Annotated in this window: 11 protein-coding genes and 2 tRNA genes; 12 read left to right on the forward strand and 1 reads right to left on the reverse strand. The window is 57.2% G+C overall.

Going from position 1 to position 14,340, the window contains the following annotated elements:
- Positions 1 to 39: 39 nt before the first annotated feature.
- The 12 genes from tpiA to HDC32_RS28890 all read left to right on the forward strand — a co-directional run bounded on the left by tpiA (position 40) and on the right by HDC32_RS28890 (position 11,223).
- Positions 40 to 795, forward strand: a complete 756-nt coding sequence (gene tpiA / locus HDC32_RS28835) for a triose-phosphate isomerase (protein ID WP_145336557.1) — start codon at positions 40 to 42, stop codon at positions 793 to 795.
- A 4-nt stretch (positions 796 to 799) separates the two neighbouring features.
- Positions 800 to 1,183, forward strand: coding sequence for a preprotein translocase subunit SecG (gene secG, locus HDC32_RS28840; protein WP_145336813.1), 384 nt, complete (start codon positions 800 to 802; stop codon positions 1,181 to 1,183).
- 22 nt (positions 1,184 to 1,205) lie between these two features.
- A tRNA-Leu gene (locus tag HDC32_RS28845) sits at positions 1,206 to 1,291 on the forward strand.
- 96 nt (positions 1,292 to 1,387) lie between these two features.
- Positions 1,388 to 1,464: transfer RNA gene (locus tag HDC32_RS28850), tRNA-Met, on the forward strand.
- 140 nt (positions 1,465 to 1,604) lie between these two features.
- Entirely contained in the window at positions 1,605 to 2,063 is a 459-nt protein-coding gene (gene rimP, locus HDC32_RS28855) for a ribosome maturation factor RimP (protein WP_003235029.1), read from the forward strand.
- Positions 2,064 to 2,110: 47 nt separating this feature from the next.
- Entirely contained in the window at positions 2,111 to 3,592 is a 1,482-nt protein-coding gene (gene nusA, locus HDC32_RS28860; protein WP_003212187.1) for a transcription termination factor NusA, read from the forward strand.
- 27 nt (positions 3,593 to 3,619) lie between these two features.
- Complete coding sequence (gene infB, locus HDC32_RS28865) at positions 3,620 to 6,145, forward strand: translation initiation factor IF-2 (RefSeq protein WP_184746373.1); 2,526 nt, start codon at positions 3,620 to 3,622, stop codon at positions 6,143 to 6,145.
- Between the two features lie 160 nt (positions 6,146 to 6,305).
- Positions 6,306 to 6,701 (forward strand): 30S ribosome-binding factor RbfA, encoded by a 396-nt coding sequence (gene rbfA / locus HDC32_RS28870; RefSeq protein WP_003176137.1) that lies wholly within the window; start codon positions 6,306 to 6,308, stop codon positions 6,699 to 6,701.
- 3 nt (positions 6,702 to 6,704) lie between these two features.
- Positions 6,705 to 7,622 (forward strand): tRNA pseudouridine(55) synthase TruB, encoded by a 918-nt coding sequence (truB, locus tag HDC32_RS28875; protein ID WP_184746375.1) that lies wholly within the window; start codon positions 6,705 to 6,707, stop codon positions 7,620 to 7,622.
- A 115-nt stretch (positions 7,623 to 7,737) separates the two neighbouring features.
- Positions 7,738 to 8,007 carry a 30S ribosomal protein S15 gene (gene rpsO, locus HDC32_RS28880; RefSeq protein ID WP_003176135.1) on the forward strand — a complete coding sequence of 90 codons (270 nt, stop codon included), beginning with the start codon at positions 7,738 to 7,740 and terminating at the stop codon, positions 8,005 to 8,007.
- A 195-nt stretch (positions 8,008 to 8,202) separates the two neighbouring features.
- Positions 8,203 to 10,308, forward strand: a complete 2,106-nt coding sequence (pnp, locus tag HDC32_RS28885) for a polyribonucleotide nucleotidyltransferase (protein WP_027605371.1) — start codon at positions 8,203 to 8,205, stop codon at positions 10,306 to 10,308.
- A 294-nt stretch (positions 10,309 to 10,602) separates the two neighbouring features.
- Positions 10,603 to 11,223, forward strand: a complete 621-nt coding sequence (locus tag HDC32_RS28890; protein ID WP_131699407.1) for a BON domain-containing protein — start codon at positions 10,603 to 10,605, stop codon at positions 11,221 to 11,223.
- A gap of 181 nt (positions 11,224 to 11,404) precedes the next feature.
- Here the strand turns inward: HDC32_RS28890 and HDC32_RS28895 are convergent, their stop codons facing one another.
- Positions 11,405 to 14,338, reverse strand: coding sequence for a DUF748 domain-containing protein (locus HDC32_RS28895; RefSeq protein WP_167656470.1), 2,934 nt, complete (start codon positions 14,336 to 14,338; stop codon positions 11,405 to 11,407).
- Positions 14,339 to 14,340 lie beyond the last annotated feature (2 nt).

The following is a 14,340-nucleotide window of genomic DNA, read 5'->3' on the forward strand; positions in this document are numbered from 1 at the left end:
GGGTAACATCTGCGCCCACTTTGACCGACGAGGTACAGCATGCGTCGCACTATGGTAGCTGGTAACTGGAAGATGCACGGTACCCGCGCCAGTGTCGCTGAGCTGATCAATGGCCTTCGTCACTTGGCCTTGCCTAGCGGTGCTGATATCGCGGTGTTCCCGCCTTGCTTGCATATCACCCAAGTGGTTGATGGCTTGAAAGGTAAGTCGATTCAGGTCGGCGCGCAGAATTCTGCGGTGGAAGCCATGCAAGGTGCGTTGACCGGTGAGATTGCACCGAGTCAGCTGGTTGATGCGGGTTGTTCCTATGTGCTTGTCGGGCACTCCGAGCGCCGTCAGATGATGGGCGAGCGTGATGGGACGCTCAATCGCAAGTTCGCAGCGGCACAGGCTTGTGGCTTGATTCCGGTGTTGTGTATTGGGGAGACCCTTGAGCAGCGTGAATCGGGCAAGACTCTTGAGGTTGTCTCGCGTCAGCTTGGCAGCATCATCGAGGAGCTGGGTGTTGGTGCGTTCGCAAAGGCGGTAATTGCTTACGAGCCGGTCTGGGCCATTGGTACCGGGCTGACTGCTACACCGCAACAGGCGCAGGATGTGCACGCAGCCATCCGCGCTCAGTTAGCGGCAGAGAATTCTGACGTCGCACAAGGTGTGCGGCTTCTATACGGCGGCAGCGTGAAGGCGGCCAATGCGGTCGAACTGTTCGGCATGCCGGATATCGATGGGGGGCTCATTGGTGGAGCTTCCCTGAATGCAGATGAGTTCGGTGCGATTTGTCGCGCCGCGGGAAACTGAAAAAATGCTGGAAACAGTCGTAGTCGTTTTTCATCTGTTGGCTGCCTTGGGCGTAGTTGCCCTGGTTTTGTTGCAACAGGGTAAAGGTGCGGATGCTGGTGCGTCTTTCGGTGCAGGTGCTTCAAATACTGTGTTCGGAAGCCAAGGTACCTCTACCTTTCTTAGTAAGTTTACTGCTATACTTGCCGCCGGTTTCTTCATAACCAGCTTAGGGTTAGGTTACTTTGCTAAAGAGAAAGCTCATGCGCTGACTCAAGTAGGTTTGCCAAACCCAGCGGTGTTGGAAGTGCCAAAAGCAAAACCGGCTTCTGATGATGTCCCGGTGCTTCAAGAGCAAAAGTCGGCTACTCCAGCGACTGACGTACCTCCAGCTCAAGAGCAGAAGTAAGAAGGGTTGTAAGTGCTGTATTGCCGAGGTGGTGGAATTGGTAGACACGCAACCTTGAGGTGGTTGTGCCCATAGGGTGTAGGGGTTCGAGTCCCCTTCTCGGTACCAATTATCAGGAGAGCCCGCTGTTGCGGGCTTTCTTGTAGGTGGAAGGTTACATTGACCCTGTAAGGGATCGGTCGTATACTTCCGCCCCAGCTTTGTCGCGGGGTGGAGCAGTCTGGTAGCTCGTCGGGCTCATAACCCGAAGGTCGTCGGTTCAAATCCGGCCCCCGCAACCAGTTTTAGCGGAGCCCCTTTTAAGGGGCTTTTTGTTAGCTGGACACTTTCAACGCCGCTGTTCGACGGCGTTTCAAGGATGGGCGTTTCGCCCATTTTTTTATTTTGCACAGCATGCACATACATGCACGAGGGGGTTCAGGTGTCGAGCAAGCTAGAAGAGTTGCAGGCCTTGTTGGCCCCGGTGGTCGTGGCCCTAGGCTATGAATGCTGGGGTATTGAGTTTTCGGCTCAAGGTCGCCACTCAATGTTGCGCGTTTATATCGATAAAGAGGGCGGTGTGCTGGTGGACGATTGTGCCATTGTCAGCCGTCAGATCAGCGGTGTTCTGGATGTTGAAGATCCTATCTCCGTTGAATACACCCTCGAAGTTTCCTCGCCAGGCATGGAACGCCCACTGTTCACTATTGATCAGTTTGCAAAATTTGCCGGTGAACAAGTGAAGATCAAGCTGCGATCCCCGTTCGAAGGGCGTCGCAACTTTCAGGGCCTTCTGCGCGGTGTAGAAGAACAGGATGTAGTGGTGCAGGTAGAAGACCATGAGTTCCTGTTGCCGATCGATATGATCGACAAGGCCAACATTATTCCCAGTTTTGACTGAGACGCGGATCCCGCGGATCCAATGGCTTGCGAAAGGCGAGGCGTACGATGAGCAAAGAAGTACTGCTGGTTGTTGAGTCGGTATCCAATGAAAAGGGTGTACCGGCAAACGTGATTTTTGAAGCGCTGGAGCTGGCCCTGGCCACTGCTACCAAAAAGCGTTTTGAAGACGAAGTTGATCTGCGTGTGGAAATCAACCGCCACACTGGTGCCTATGAAACTTTCCGTCGCTGGACGGTCGTTGAAGAAGCCGATCTTGATGATCCGGCCATCGAAACCTGGCCGAGCAAGGTTGCTGAAACGCACCCAGGCGCCCAGGTCGGTGATGTCGTCGAAGAAAAGATCGAATCCATCGAGTTCGGCCGTATCGCTGCACAGACCGCCAAGCAGGTCATCGTGCAGAAGGTTCGTGAAGCCGAGCGCGCTCAAGTCGTTGACGCCTATCGCGAGCGCCTGGGTGAAATCATCTCCGGCACCGTGAAAAAAGTTACCCGCGACAATGTGATCGTCGACCTGGGCAATAACGCCGAAGCGTTGCTGGCCCGCGAAGACATCATCTCTCGCGAAACCTTCCGTGTCGGCGTGCGTTTGCGTGCGCTGCTCAAGGAAATCCGCACCGAGAACCGTGGCCCTCAGTTGATCCTGTCGCGTACTGCGCCGGAAATGCTGATTGAGCTGTTCCGTATCGAGGTGCCGGAAATTGCCGAAGGCCTGATCGAAGTCATGGCTGCGTCCCGCGACCCGGGTTCACGTGCCAAGATCGCGGTCCGCTCCAAGGACAAACGCATCGACCCGCAAGGCGCTTGCATCGGTATGCGCGGTTCGCGCGTCCAGGCAGTGTCGGGCGAATTGGGCGGTGAGCGTGTGGACATCGTCCTATGGGACGATAACCCGGCGCAGTTCGTGATCAATGCCATGTCGCCGGCTGAAGTGGCGGCAATTATCGTTGACGAAGATGCCCATGCAATGGACATCGCCGTTGGCGCAGACAATCTGGCTCAGGCCATTGGTCGTGGTGGTCAGAACGTGCGTCTGGCCAGCCAGTTGACCGGCTGGACCCTGAACGTGATGACCGAATCGGACATCCAGGCTAAGCAGCAAGCTGAAACCGGTGACATCCTGCGCAACTTCATCGACGAGTTGGAAGTCGACGAAGACCTGGCGCAGGTGCTGGTAGATGAAGGCTTTACCAGCCTGGAAGAGATTGCCTACGTACCGTTGGAAGAAATGCTCAACATCGACGGCTTTGACGAAGACACCGTCAACGAGCTTCGCGCTCGGGCCAAGGATCGTTTGTTGACTAAAGCCATCGCTACTGAGGAAAAGCTGGCAGACGCCCATCCGGCCGAAGACCTGCTCTCGCTTGAGGGTATGGACAAGGATTTGGCGATGGAACTGGCGGTGCGCGGCGTAATTACCCGCGAAGACCTGGCCGAGCAGTCTATTGACGATCTGCTCGACATCGACGGCATTGACGATGATCGTGCCGGCAAGTTGATCATGGCCGCCCGAGCCCATTGGTTCGAGTAATTAGGCGCGGCCTGAGGAGAGAAGTGCATGACGCAAGTCACGGTGAAACAACTGGCCGATGAGGTCAAAACACCGGTAGAGCGCCTGTTGCAGCAGATGCGTGAGGCAGGTCTGCCGCACACCGCCGCCGATGAAGGTGTGAGCGATAGTGAGAAGCAGTCTTTGCTGACTCACTTGAAGAGCAGCCACAAGGCGAAAGTGGAAGAACCGCGCAAGATTACATTGCAGCGCAAAACCACCAGCACCCTGCGTGTTGCGGGTAGCAAGAGCATCAGCGTTGAAGTACGTAAGAAGAAAGTCTTCGTACAGCGCAGCCCGGAAGAAATTGAAGCCGAGCGCAAACGCGAACTGGAAGAACGTCGCGCAGTAGAAAATGCTGCACGTCAGAAGGCTGAAGAAGAAGCCAAGCGTCGCGCTGAAGAAGAAGCGCGTCGCCAGCCTGCTGCTGCGCAAACTGCTTCCACTGAAGCAGTCGCCGCGCCTAGCGCTCCTGTAGAGGCTGTGCGTGAGGCTGCTCCGGCTGCCGCAGCACCAGCGTCTGCAGCTGATGCCCGCAAGCGTGACGAACCTCGTCGTCCGGATAAACCACGTGCCGACGATAACAATCGTCGCGGTGGTGGTGGCGATGGCGAGCGTAAAAACGCTCCGCATCGTGCTTCGGTCAAAGAGAAAGCGCCTGCTCCACGCGTTGCCCCACGTACTACCGACGAAGAAAGCGATAGCTTCCGTCGTGGTGGTCGTGGCAAGGCCAAGCTGAAGAAACGCAACGCCCACGGTTTCCAGAGCCCAACCGGCCCTGTCGTGCGTGATGTGCAGATCGGCGAGACCATCACTGTTGGCGACCTTGCCAACCAGATGTCGGTCAAGGCAGCTGAAATCATCAAGTTCATGTTCAAACTGGGTACTCCAGCGACCATCAACCAGGTGCTTGATCAGGAAACTGCTCAACTGGTAGCCGAAGAACTGGGCCACAAAGTGACCCTGGTCAGCGACACCGCCCTGGAAGATTCCCTGGCAGAGTCCCTGAAGTTTGAAGGTGAGACGTTCTCCCGTGCGCCAGTCGTGACCGTAATGGGCCACGTTGACCATGGTAAGACTTCGCTGCTCGACTACATCCGTCGTGCCAAGGTAGCTGCTGGCGAAGCCGGTGGTATCACCCAGCACATCGGTGCGTACCACGTTGAAACCGAGCGCGGCATGGTCACCTTCCTCGACACCCCTGGTCACGCCGCGTTTACCGCAATGCGTGCCCGTGGTGCCAAGGCGACTGACATTGTGATCCTGGTTGTTGCAGCGGACGACGGCGTGATGCCGCAGACCATTGAAGCTGTCCAGCACGCTAAAGCCGCTGGTGTTCCTCTGGTTGTTGCCGTGAACAAGATCGACAAGCCGGGCGCCGATCTCGATCGCATCCGTAGCGAACTGTCGGTTCATGGCGTGACGTCTGAAGAGTGGGGCGGTGATACGCCGTTCGTTTCGGTTTCGGCGAAAGTCGGTACTGGCGTGGACGAACTGCTCGAAGCTGTCCTGCTGCAAGCTGAAGTACTTGAGCTGAAAGCAACCCCGTCGGCCCCAGGTCGTGGTGTTGTGGTTGAGTCGCGTCTCGACAAAGGTCGTGGCCCGGTTGCAACCGTACTGGTTCAAGACGGTACTCTGCGTCAAGGCGATATGGTACTGGTCGGTTCGAACTATGGCCGTGTACGTGCCATGCTCGACGAGAACGGCAAGCCAATCAAGGAAGCCGGTCCTTCCATCCCTGTCGAGATCCTCGGCCTGGACGGTACTCCGGACGCCGGCGACGAGATGAGCGTGCTGTCTGACGAGAAGAAAGCCCGTGAAGTGGCTTTGTTCCGCCAAGGCAAGTTCCGCGAAGTCAAACTGGCTCGCGCTCACGCCGGCAAGCTGGAAAACATCTTCGAGAACATGGGCCAGGCAGAGAAGAAGACGCTTAATATCGTCCTCAAATCTGACGTTCGTGGTTCCCTCGAAGCGTTGAACGGCGCCTTGAATGGCCTGGGTAACGACGAAGTGCAAGTGCGTGTTGTGGGTGGCGGTGTCGGTGGTATCACCGAATCCGACGCCAACCTGGCGCTGGCTTCCAACGCTGTACTGTTTGGCTTCAACGTGCGTGCCGATGCTGGCGCTCGCAAGATTGTCGAGCAGGAAGGCCTGGACATGCGTTACTACAACGTCATCTACGACATCATCGAAGACGTCAAGAAAGCCCTCACCGGCATGCTTGGCAGCGACGTCCGCGAGAACATCCTAGGTATCGCCGAAGTACGTGACGTGTTCCGCTCGCCGAAATTTGGTGCGATCGCCGGTTGCATGGTTATCGAAGGTACCGTGTACCGTAACCGTCCAATCCGTGTACTGCGTGAAGACATCGTTATCTTCGAAGGCGAGCTGGAATCCCTGCGCCGCTTCAAGGATGACGCTTCCGAAGTGCGTGCCGGCATGGAATGCGGTATCGGCGTCAAGAGCTACAACGACGTCAAGGCTGGCGACAAGATCGAAGTCTACGAGAAGGTTCAGGTTGCTCGCAGCCTCTAACTCGCGCACTTCCGGAGCCACGCCGTGTGTGGGCATGCAAATGCCCCGCAAAGCGTACGGACTCTAAACGCAACGCCCGGTCTGGCTTTTGTCAGGCCGGGCGTTTGCCGCTTTCAGACCCCATGGGTTTCCACCGTGTGGCAGTAACAGGTAACAAGACATGGCAAAAGAATACAGCCGTACCCAGCGTATCGGCGATCAGATGCAGCGCGAGCTGGCCCAACTGATCCGTCGCGAAGTTAAAGACCCGCGCGTTGGCCTGGTCACCATCACTGCCGTTGAAGTGAGTCGTGACGTGGGTCATGCGAAGATCTTCATCACCGTGATGGGGCAGGACAACAGCGAAGAAATCGCGCAAAGCATCAAGGTGCTCAACTCGGCCGCAGGTTTCCTGCGCATGCAGTTGGCCCGTGAAATGAAGTTGCGCAGCGTGCCCCAGTTGCACTTCCACTACGACGAAAGCGTCGTGCGTGGCGCGCACCTGTCGGCACTGATCGAGCGCGCCGTGGCTGAAGACAGCCAGCACCCATCCACACCTGAAGACGCCAAGGAGTAAGCGGTGGCTCAGGTCAAACGTATCCGTCGCAACGTCAGCGGCATCATTCTGCTCGACAAGCCCATTGGCTTTACCTCCAATGCCGCATTGCAGAAGGTTCGCTGGTTGCTCAATGCCGAGAAGGCCGGACATACCGGCAGCCTCGATCCCCTGGCCACCGGCGTACTGCCGTTGTGCTTTGGCGAGGCCACCAAGTTCTCGCAATACCTGCTCGACTCCGACAAGGGTTACGAAACCCTGATGCAACTGGGCAAGACCACCACCACGGCAGACGCCGAAGGTGATGTTTTGCAGGTTCGCGACGTGACCGTTGGTCGTGCTGATATCGAAGCTGCTTTACCTGCTTTTCGTGGGCAAATCAGTCAGATACCGCCGATGTACTCAGCTCTCAAGCGTGATGGGCAACCCCTTTACCAGCTGGCACGTGCGGGCGAAGTAGTGGAGCGCGAACCGCGTTCTGTTACTATTGCGCGCTTGGAATTGCTCGCCTGTGAAGGTGACACCGCACGCCTGGCCGTGGACTGCAGCAAAGGCACCTATATCCGTACCCTGGTGGAAGATATTGGTGAACAGCTCGGTTGCGGCGCGTATGTTGCAGAGCTGCGACGCACCCAGGCAGGACCTTTCAGCCTGGCCCAGACGGTCACGCTGGAAGAGTTGGAAGCGGTACACGCTGAAGGCGGCAACGAAGCGGTTGATCGCTTCCTGATGCCATCGGACAGCGGTTTGCTGGATTGGCCATTGCTGCACTTTTCGGAGCACAGCGCGTTCTACTGGCTTAACGGTCAGCCGGTACGCGCCCCGGATGCCCCGAAGTTCGGCATGGTGCGGGTACAGGATCATAACGGTCGCTTTATCGGTATCGGTGAAGTGAGCGAAGACGGGCGCATCGCGCCACGTCGACTGATTCGGTCAGAATGACCGAACGAGTGTGGCTGTTAACAGGCACGGTCAACACTCATTTTTAGATACAGGGATTTGTCCCTGGCCTGTTGAGACTGCCCTTTGGGTGGTTTCCTGAAAAAAGGATTGCCTCATGGCTCTCGACGTTCAAGAAAAAGCACAAATCGTAGCTGACTATCAGCAAGCTGTTGGTGACACTGGTTCGCCAGAAGTGCAAGTTGCACTGCTGACCCACAACATCAACAAGCTGCAAGGTCACTTCAAGGCCAACGGTAAAGATCACCACTCCCGTCGTGGTCTGATCCGCATGGTAAACCAGCGCCGTAAGCTGCTGGACTACCTGAAAGGCAAGGATCTGGGTCGTTATCAGGCTCTGATCGGTCGCCTGGGTCTGCGTCGCTAATCAGCGATTGCGCTAGAGGTTGGTTGTCTGCCGTGTGTCAGTGGGATTCCCACTGGCCCATGGTAGGCTCCCAGCCTCAAGTTTTATCTGGATACACGTTTTACCCCTGGACAAGGGTTGGGCCGATTCCCGACATTGCCCAAGAATTTCGCAAGAAGACAAGTTCCCCAAGAGCCACAAAGAAGGTAGGACACCGTGAACCCGGTTATCAAAAAATTCCAGTTCGGTCAGTCGACCGTTACCCTCGAGACAGGCCGTATCGCCCGTCAAGCCTCCGGCGCAGTGCTGGTTACCGTTGACGACGACGTTACCGTGTTGGTGACCGTTGTTGGCGCCAAGCACGCCGACCCAAGCAAAGGCTTCTTCCCTCTTTCTGTCCACTACCAGGAAAAGACTTACGCTGCCGGTAAGATCCCTGGCGGTTTTTTCAAGCGTGAAGGTCGTCCTTCCGAGAAAGAAACCCTGACTTCCCGACTGATCGACCGTCCGATCCGTCCGCTGTTCCCAGAAGGCTTCATGAACGAAGTGCAGGTTGTCTGCACCGTCGTTTCCACCAGCAAGAAGACCGATCCGGACGTCGCTGCGATGATCGGTACCTCGGCTGCCCTGGCCATCTCCGGTATTCCTTTCGATGGCCCGATCGGCGCAGCCCGCGTTGCTTTCCACGAAAGCACCGGTTACCTGCTGAACCCGACTTACGAGCAACTGAAAGCGTCGAGCCTGGACATGGTCGTTGCCGGTACTTCGGAAGCCGTGTTGATGGTTGAATCGGAAGCCAAAGAGCTGACCGAAGACCAGATGCTGGGCGCCGTACTGTTTGCTCACGACGAGTTCCAGGTTGTGATCAACGCTGTTAAAGAACTGGCTGCCGAAGCTGCCAAGCCTACCTGGGCCTGGGCTCCGCAAGCCGAAGCCACCGAACTGCTGGGCGCTATCCGCTCCGAGTTCGGCACTGCGATCTCCGACGCCTACACCATCACCGTCAAGGCCGACCGTTACGCTCGCCTGGGTGAGCTGAAGGATCAGGTTGTTGCCAAGCTGTCCGGCGAAGAAGGCCAGCCTTCTTCCAGCGAAGTCAAAGCAGCCTTCGGTGAGATCGAATACCGCACCGTTCGCGAAAACATCGTTAACGGCAAGCCACGTATCGACGGCCGCGACACTCGCACCGTACGCCCGCTGAACATCGAAGTCGGCGTTCTGCCGAAGACTCACGGTTCGGCACTGTTCACCCGTGGCGAAACCCAAGCCCTGGTCGTCGCCACCCTGGGTACTGCCCGTGACGCACAGTTGCTGGATACCCTGGAAGGCGAGAAAAAAGACCCGTTCATGCTGCACTACAACTTCCCTCCGTTCTCGGTGGGCGAGTGTGGTCGCATGGGTGGTGCTGGTCGTCGCGAAATCGGTCACGGCCGTCTGGCCCGTCGCTCGGTCCAGGCCATGCTGCCTGCTGCTGACGTGTTCCCGTACACCATCCGTGTTGTGTCGGAAATCACCGAGTCCAACGGTTCCAGCTCCATGGCTTCGGTCTGCGGTGCTTCCCTGGCTCTGATGGACGCTGGTGTGCCGATGAAGGCACCGGTGGCCGGTATCGCCATGGGCCTGGTTAAAGAAGGCGAGAAGTTCGCCATCCTGACCGACATCCTGGGTGACGAAGACCACCTGGGCGACATGGACTTCAAAGTAGCCGGTACCGCCAAAGGTGTTACCGCGCTGCAGATGGACATCAAGATCAAGGGCATCACCGAAGAGATCATGGAAATCGCCCTGGGCCAAGCCCTGGAAGCGCGCCTGAACATCCTCGGTCAGATGAACCAGATCATTGGTCAGTCCCGTACCGAACTGTCGGAAAATGCTCCGACCATGATCGCGATGAAAATCGACACCGACAAAATCCGTGATGTTATCGGTAAAGGCGGCGCGACCATTCGTGCGATCTGTGAAGAGACCAAGGCTTCGATCGACATCGAAGACGACGGCTCGATCAAGATCTTCGGCGAAACCAAGGAAGCTGCAGAAGCTGCACGTCAGCGCGTCCTGGGCATCACCGCTGAAGCCGAGATCGGCAAGATCTACGTCGGTAAGGTTGAGCGCATCGTCGACTTCGGCGCATTCGTCAACATCCTGCCAGGCAAAGACGGTTTGGTTCACATCTCCATGCTGAGCGACGCTCGCGTTGAGAAAGTGACCGACATTCTGAAAGAAGGCCAGGAAGTGGAAGTGCTGGTATTGGACGTGGACAACCGCGGCCGTATCAAGCTGTCCATCAAGGACGTAGCAGCAGCCAAGGCTTCGGGCGTTTAATTACCCCAGGCTTCACGCTGAAAAAGAGGACTCTTCGGAGTCCTTTTTTATGCCTGAAGGAAAATGTCGAAAAATCAGACGCTTAGTAAATCCAAGAAACCGCAACTTGCACGCAGGCACGATCGCCTTCATGCAAATTGCACGATTCCGAAATTAGGAGATTTTTATAAGTGCATGATTTTTAAGAATTTAATATGCGTTCGAGACTTGGCACACTGCCTGCAATAACCCTGTTAACGCTGCAGCATCAAGGTTCACACACTGCAGACTTTCAATAAAACAGGAGTTACTCGTATGAAGAAGTTCGCTCTCGCTACTGCCACCGCTCTGACCCTGGCCATGGGTGCTAACGTGGCCTTTGCTCAGACTTCCCAAGCTCCAATGACCCTGGCGGCTGGTGAGGCCACCAAGGCAAAAGAAAGCGTTTCGGATACTTGGATCACCACCAAAGTTAAATCCGATCTGCTGACTGAAAAAGGCATTCCTGGGTCGGACATCAAGGTTGAGACCAACAAAGGTGTGGTTTCCCTGTCTTCGACCGCAGCCATTTCGGACTCGCAGAAAGAAACTGCCGTAGCGATCACCAAGAAAATCAAAGGTGTAACCGCAGTTTCTGCTGACGGCCTGCTGGCTGGCGGCGCTACCAAGGCAGACAACATCGACAAGACCAAAGGCGCAGCGGCTGACGCCAAAGGCGCAACCTCCGATACCTGGATCACCACCAAAGTCAAAGCTGACCTGGTAACCGAGAAAGGCATTCCTGGTACCGACATCAAAGTCGAAACCAACAAGGGTGTAGTTTCCCTGTCCTCTTCGGTCGCTGTGACCGAGGCACAGAAAACGACCGCGGTGAACATCACCAAGAAAATCAAAGGCGTTAAAGCTGTATCGGCCGATGGCCTGAAAGCAGAGTAACGCTCAAGAACTCGTCTGAACTAGCGGCGGCGGCGAGTGAGTTAGATATCCACTCAATGCACCTCTAATTTTCATGCGACCGACCACACGGATGTGGTCATTACAGGCCCCGGCACTTCTGTGTCGGGGCCTGTTCTATTTGGGGCGGGAAATCAGTGCGGTAGCGGCTTGGCGTTGACGCCTACTCGGCGTCCAGATGCATCTGCGTTATCACCCGACCATCTTTCTCTGCCTGGCCCAGTTGCGCGTCAATGAAGTAAACCCGGTCGTCCTCCAGCTGCGCTTTATCTACCAAGTAGTCCTTGATGGTGCTTGCACGGTCCTGGCCCAACTGGCGCAGCAGCACGTCACTGCCACTCCAGAACCTGATGACGCCCTCTTTCAACTTGGCAGAGCGCTCACTGCTGCTCAGGTCCTTCCATTCTGCGGGAGGCTGCTGTTTCAAGCGGGTACGGTAAATACCTTCGAGCAAGGGTGCTTTTTCGCTCTCAGGGACTTCCAGCAAGGACGCCTGGGCCGGGACTTTCTCGCCACGGCGCTGCAGCATTTTGTAGTAGTTGTATTGGTATTCCCGTTCCAGCCGCTGGGCCGCCAGGAATGGGCCGTCGCTGCTAGCTGCGGCCGTGCCTTCGATTTCCAGGCGTAGAGTAGGGCGTTCTTTCAGCGCCTTGGCCAAGGTGTTCAGGGCGCCTTCGGCGTCTTTGTTCAACTCGCTGGAGCCCGCCGCGAACGACACGCTGCCCAGGTCCTCCGCTCCGCCTCCGGTGACCAACCCGCCAATAAACTTGAACGGCGCAGTGGCCGCTCGTACCACCAGATTGCGCAGGGTTTGCCACACAATTGGCATCACGCTGAATTGCGGGTTATTCAGGTCGCCGGATACGGGCAGTTCGATGGAGATCTTGCCATCGCTGTCCTTGAGCAAGGCGATTGCCAGACGAATCGGCAAGTCCACGGCATCGGCGCTGTCGACTTTTTCGCCCAGTTGCAATTGCTCGACCACCACTTTGTTCTCAGCCTTCAACTGGCCCTTGGTGATCACGTAGTGCAGGTCAAGGTTGAGGCGGCCCTTGCGGATGCGGAAGCCGGCGAACTTGCCCGAGTAAGGCGTCAGCGTGGTCAACTCGACACGTTTGAAGCTGGTGGCGATGTCCAACGCCGCCATCGGGTCAAACGGGTTCACGCTGCCTTTGATGGTGACCGGTGCATAACGGTCCACCTTGCCCTTGATGTCAACGCTCGCCGGCTTGGCCTGGCGACTGTCGATGGTGCCGATCTGCCCATTGAGCTGTTGGATCGCAGTGGCGAAGTTGGGGGTGAGGCTGAAGTCGGCGAAGTTGGCCGAACCGTCGTTGATCGCAATCTGCCCGATATGGATACCCAGCGGCTTGTCTTTACTCGGGGCAGGTTTGGCTGACGATTTGGCGCCACTGTCGGCTGGCTGCGGGATCAGCAAGTCGTCGACGTTGGTGGTGCGATCATCGTTGATCATGAACCGCGCATACGGTTGCAGAAGGTTGACCTTGTTGATCGTCAGGCTGTCGCCGTGTTGGTAGTTCACACCCTCCAGCACCAGCCGCTGCCATTTGAGGAAATCGCGGGTCTTGAGGGTGTCCAGGGTGTGCAACTGGTCGACCTGCGCGCGGCCGGTGACCTGCAGCGCCAGGGGATCGGTGCTTTTCAGGTTCACGTCGAGGTCGCTGCCAAGCATGCCACTACGCAGTTCCAGACGGATAAACGGGCTGATATAGGACTGTGCGACTCGCAGGTCGATGTCCCTGGTATTGACCTTCAACCTGGCGCTGACCGGGTTGAGGTTGACCGTGCCGGTCGCCTGGATCTTGCCCTGCTTGCCCAGGCCGGTGTCGACCTTCAGGGTAAAGGGGCTCTGGTTGAGGCTATCGAAGTTCTGCACGTCGATGTTCAACGGGCCCAGCTCCAGCGCTACCGCTGGTTTGGCCTGACGGTCGGCCAAGTGCACTTGGTAGTTGCGCAGTTGTACATCCTTGAGCAGCACTTGCCAGGGCTTGCTTGGGGCGACGGGCGCAGGCTTTGGCGAGTCGGCAGTGGCTGGTGCAGTGGCAGGCTCCGGCGCCTTGGCCGGTTTGCTCGGCTGGCTGGCGAACAGTTTTTGCCAGTCCAGTTGCCCATCCGCTTCGCGAGCCGCCCAGGTCTCGAGTTTATTGCTGCGGATCTTGCCGACCACCACCTGCTGTTTGGCCAGGTCCACCGTGGTCTCGCTGACGTCCAAGCGCTCCAAGCGCACCAACGGCCGGCCATCCGGGGCCTTGATAGCGAACGGTGCGATGCTGGCGGCGGTGTTGGTCAGGTTCAGCTCGGTCTCTTTGGCCAGGCTGAACCTGTACTCGGTACTGAAGTTGAGCACGCCGTCTTCCAGCACCAGGGGTAAGGCGTCACGCACGTAAGGCCACCAGGCTTTCATCTTGCCACCGGTGACCTTCAGCGTACCTTCGGAGGTGATCGGCACCAGGCTGAAGTTGCCTTTCCAGTCGATCTGCCCACCTTCAGGGCCGGCGGCCACCAAGGTCATGTCCGCATTGTCTTCCGGCAGGGTGCTGAGGTTCTTCAGCTCGAAGTCGAGCGTGTCGTAGAGGAATTCGATAGGTTCGCTGGGGCGCAAGTCTTGAAAATGCACGTAACCGCCGGCCAGCTTGATGCTGTCGACGCGCAGCGGGAACGGTTTGGCGTCGGGGTTAGCAGGGGTAGGCTCGCTCGGTGGCAGCTTGAACAACTGCGCCAGATTCAGCTGGCCTGATTTGTCGAACAACAACTCGGTCTTGGGCTTGTCCAGTTGCACATCAGCCAGGTGCAGGGCGCGGGTCCACAGGCTATCGACCTGCAGGTTGGCGTAAAGCCGTTCGAAACCTACCTGTTCCTTACCGGGCTCGCCGATCTTCAAGCCCCACACCGTTACTTCCAGGCTGAACGGGTTAAGTTCGATCCGTTCGATGCGCGCTGGCACTGTGGCGTAATTGGCCAACTGTTGGTTGGCAATGCGAAGGGCGATGCCAGGCAAAATCAGAAAGCCCAGCAAGCTGTACAACGCGAGGGCAGTCAACAAGGCGCCAGCGGCGCGAATCAATCCTTTGGGCATGG

The organism is Pseudomonas sp. JAI120, from assembly GCF_014207255.1.
Lineage (GTDB): Bacteria > Pseudomonadota > Gammaproteobacteria > Pseudomonadales > Pseudomonadaceae > Aquipseudomonas.

Bases quoted from the DNA above. Each gene is read 5' to 3' on its own strand.
- tpiA (WP_145336557.1), top strand. From the start codon at position 40: ATGCGTCGCACTATGGTAGCTGGTAACTGGAAGATGCACGGTACCCGC.
- secG (WP_145336813.1), top strand. From the start codon at position 800: ATGCTGGAAACAGTCGTAGTCGTTTTTCATCTGTTGGCTGCCTTGGGC.
- nusA (WP_003212187.1), top strand. From the start codon at position 2,111: ATGAGCAAAGAAGTACTGCTGGTTGTTGAGTCGGTATCCAATGAAAAG.
- infB (WP_184746373.1), top strand. From the start codon at position 3,620: ATGACGCAAGTCACGGTGAAACAACTGGCCGATGAGGTCAAAACACCG.
- rbfA (WP_003176137.1), top strand. From the start codon at position 6,306: ATGGCAAAAGAATACAGCCGTACCCAGCGTATCGGCGATCAGATGCAG.
- rpsO (WP_003176135.1), top strand. From the start codon at position 7,738: ATGGCTCTCGACGTTCAAGAAAAAGCACAAATCGTAGCTGACTATCAG.
- HDC32_RS28890 (WP_131699407.1), top strand. From the start codon at position 10,603: ATGAAGAAGTTCGCTCTCGCTACTGCCACCGCTCTGACCCTGGCCATG.
- HDC32_RS28895 (WP_167656470.1), bottom strand. From the start codon at position 14,338: ATGCCCAAAGGATTGATTCGCGCCGCTGGCGCCTTGTTGACTGCCCTC.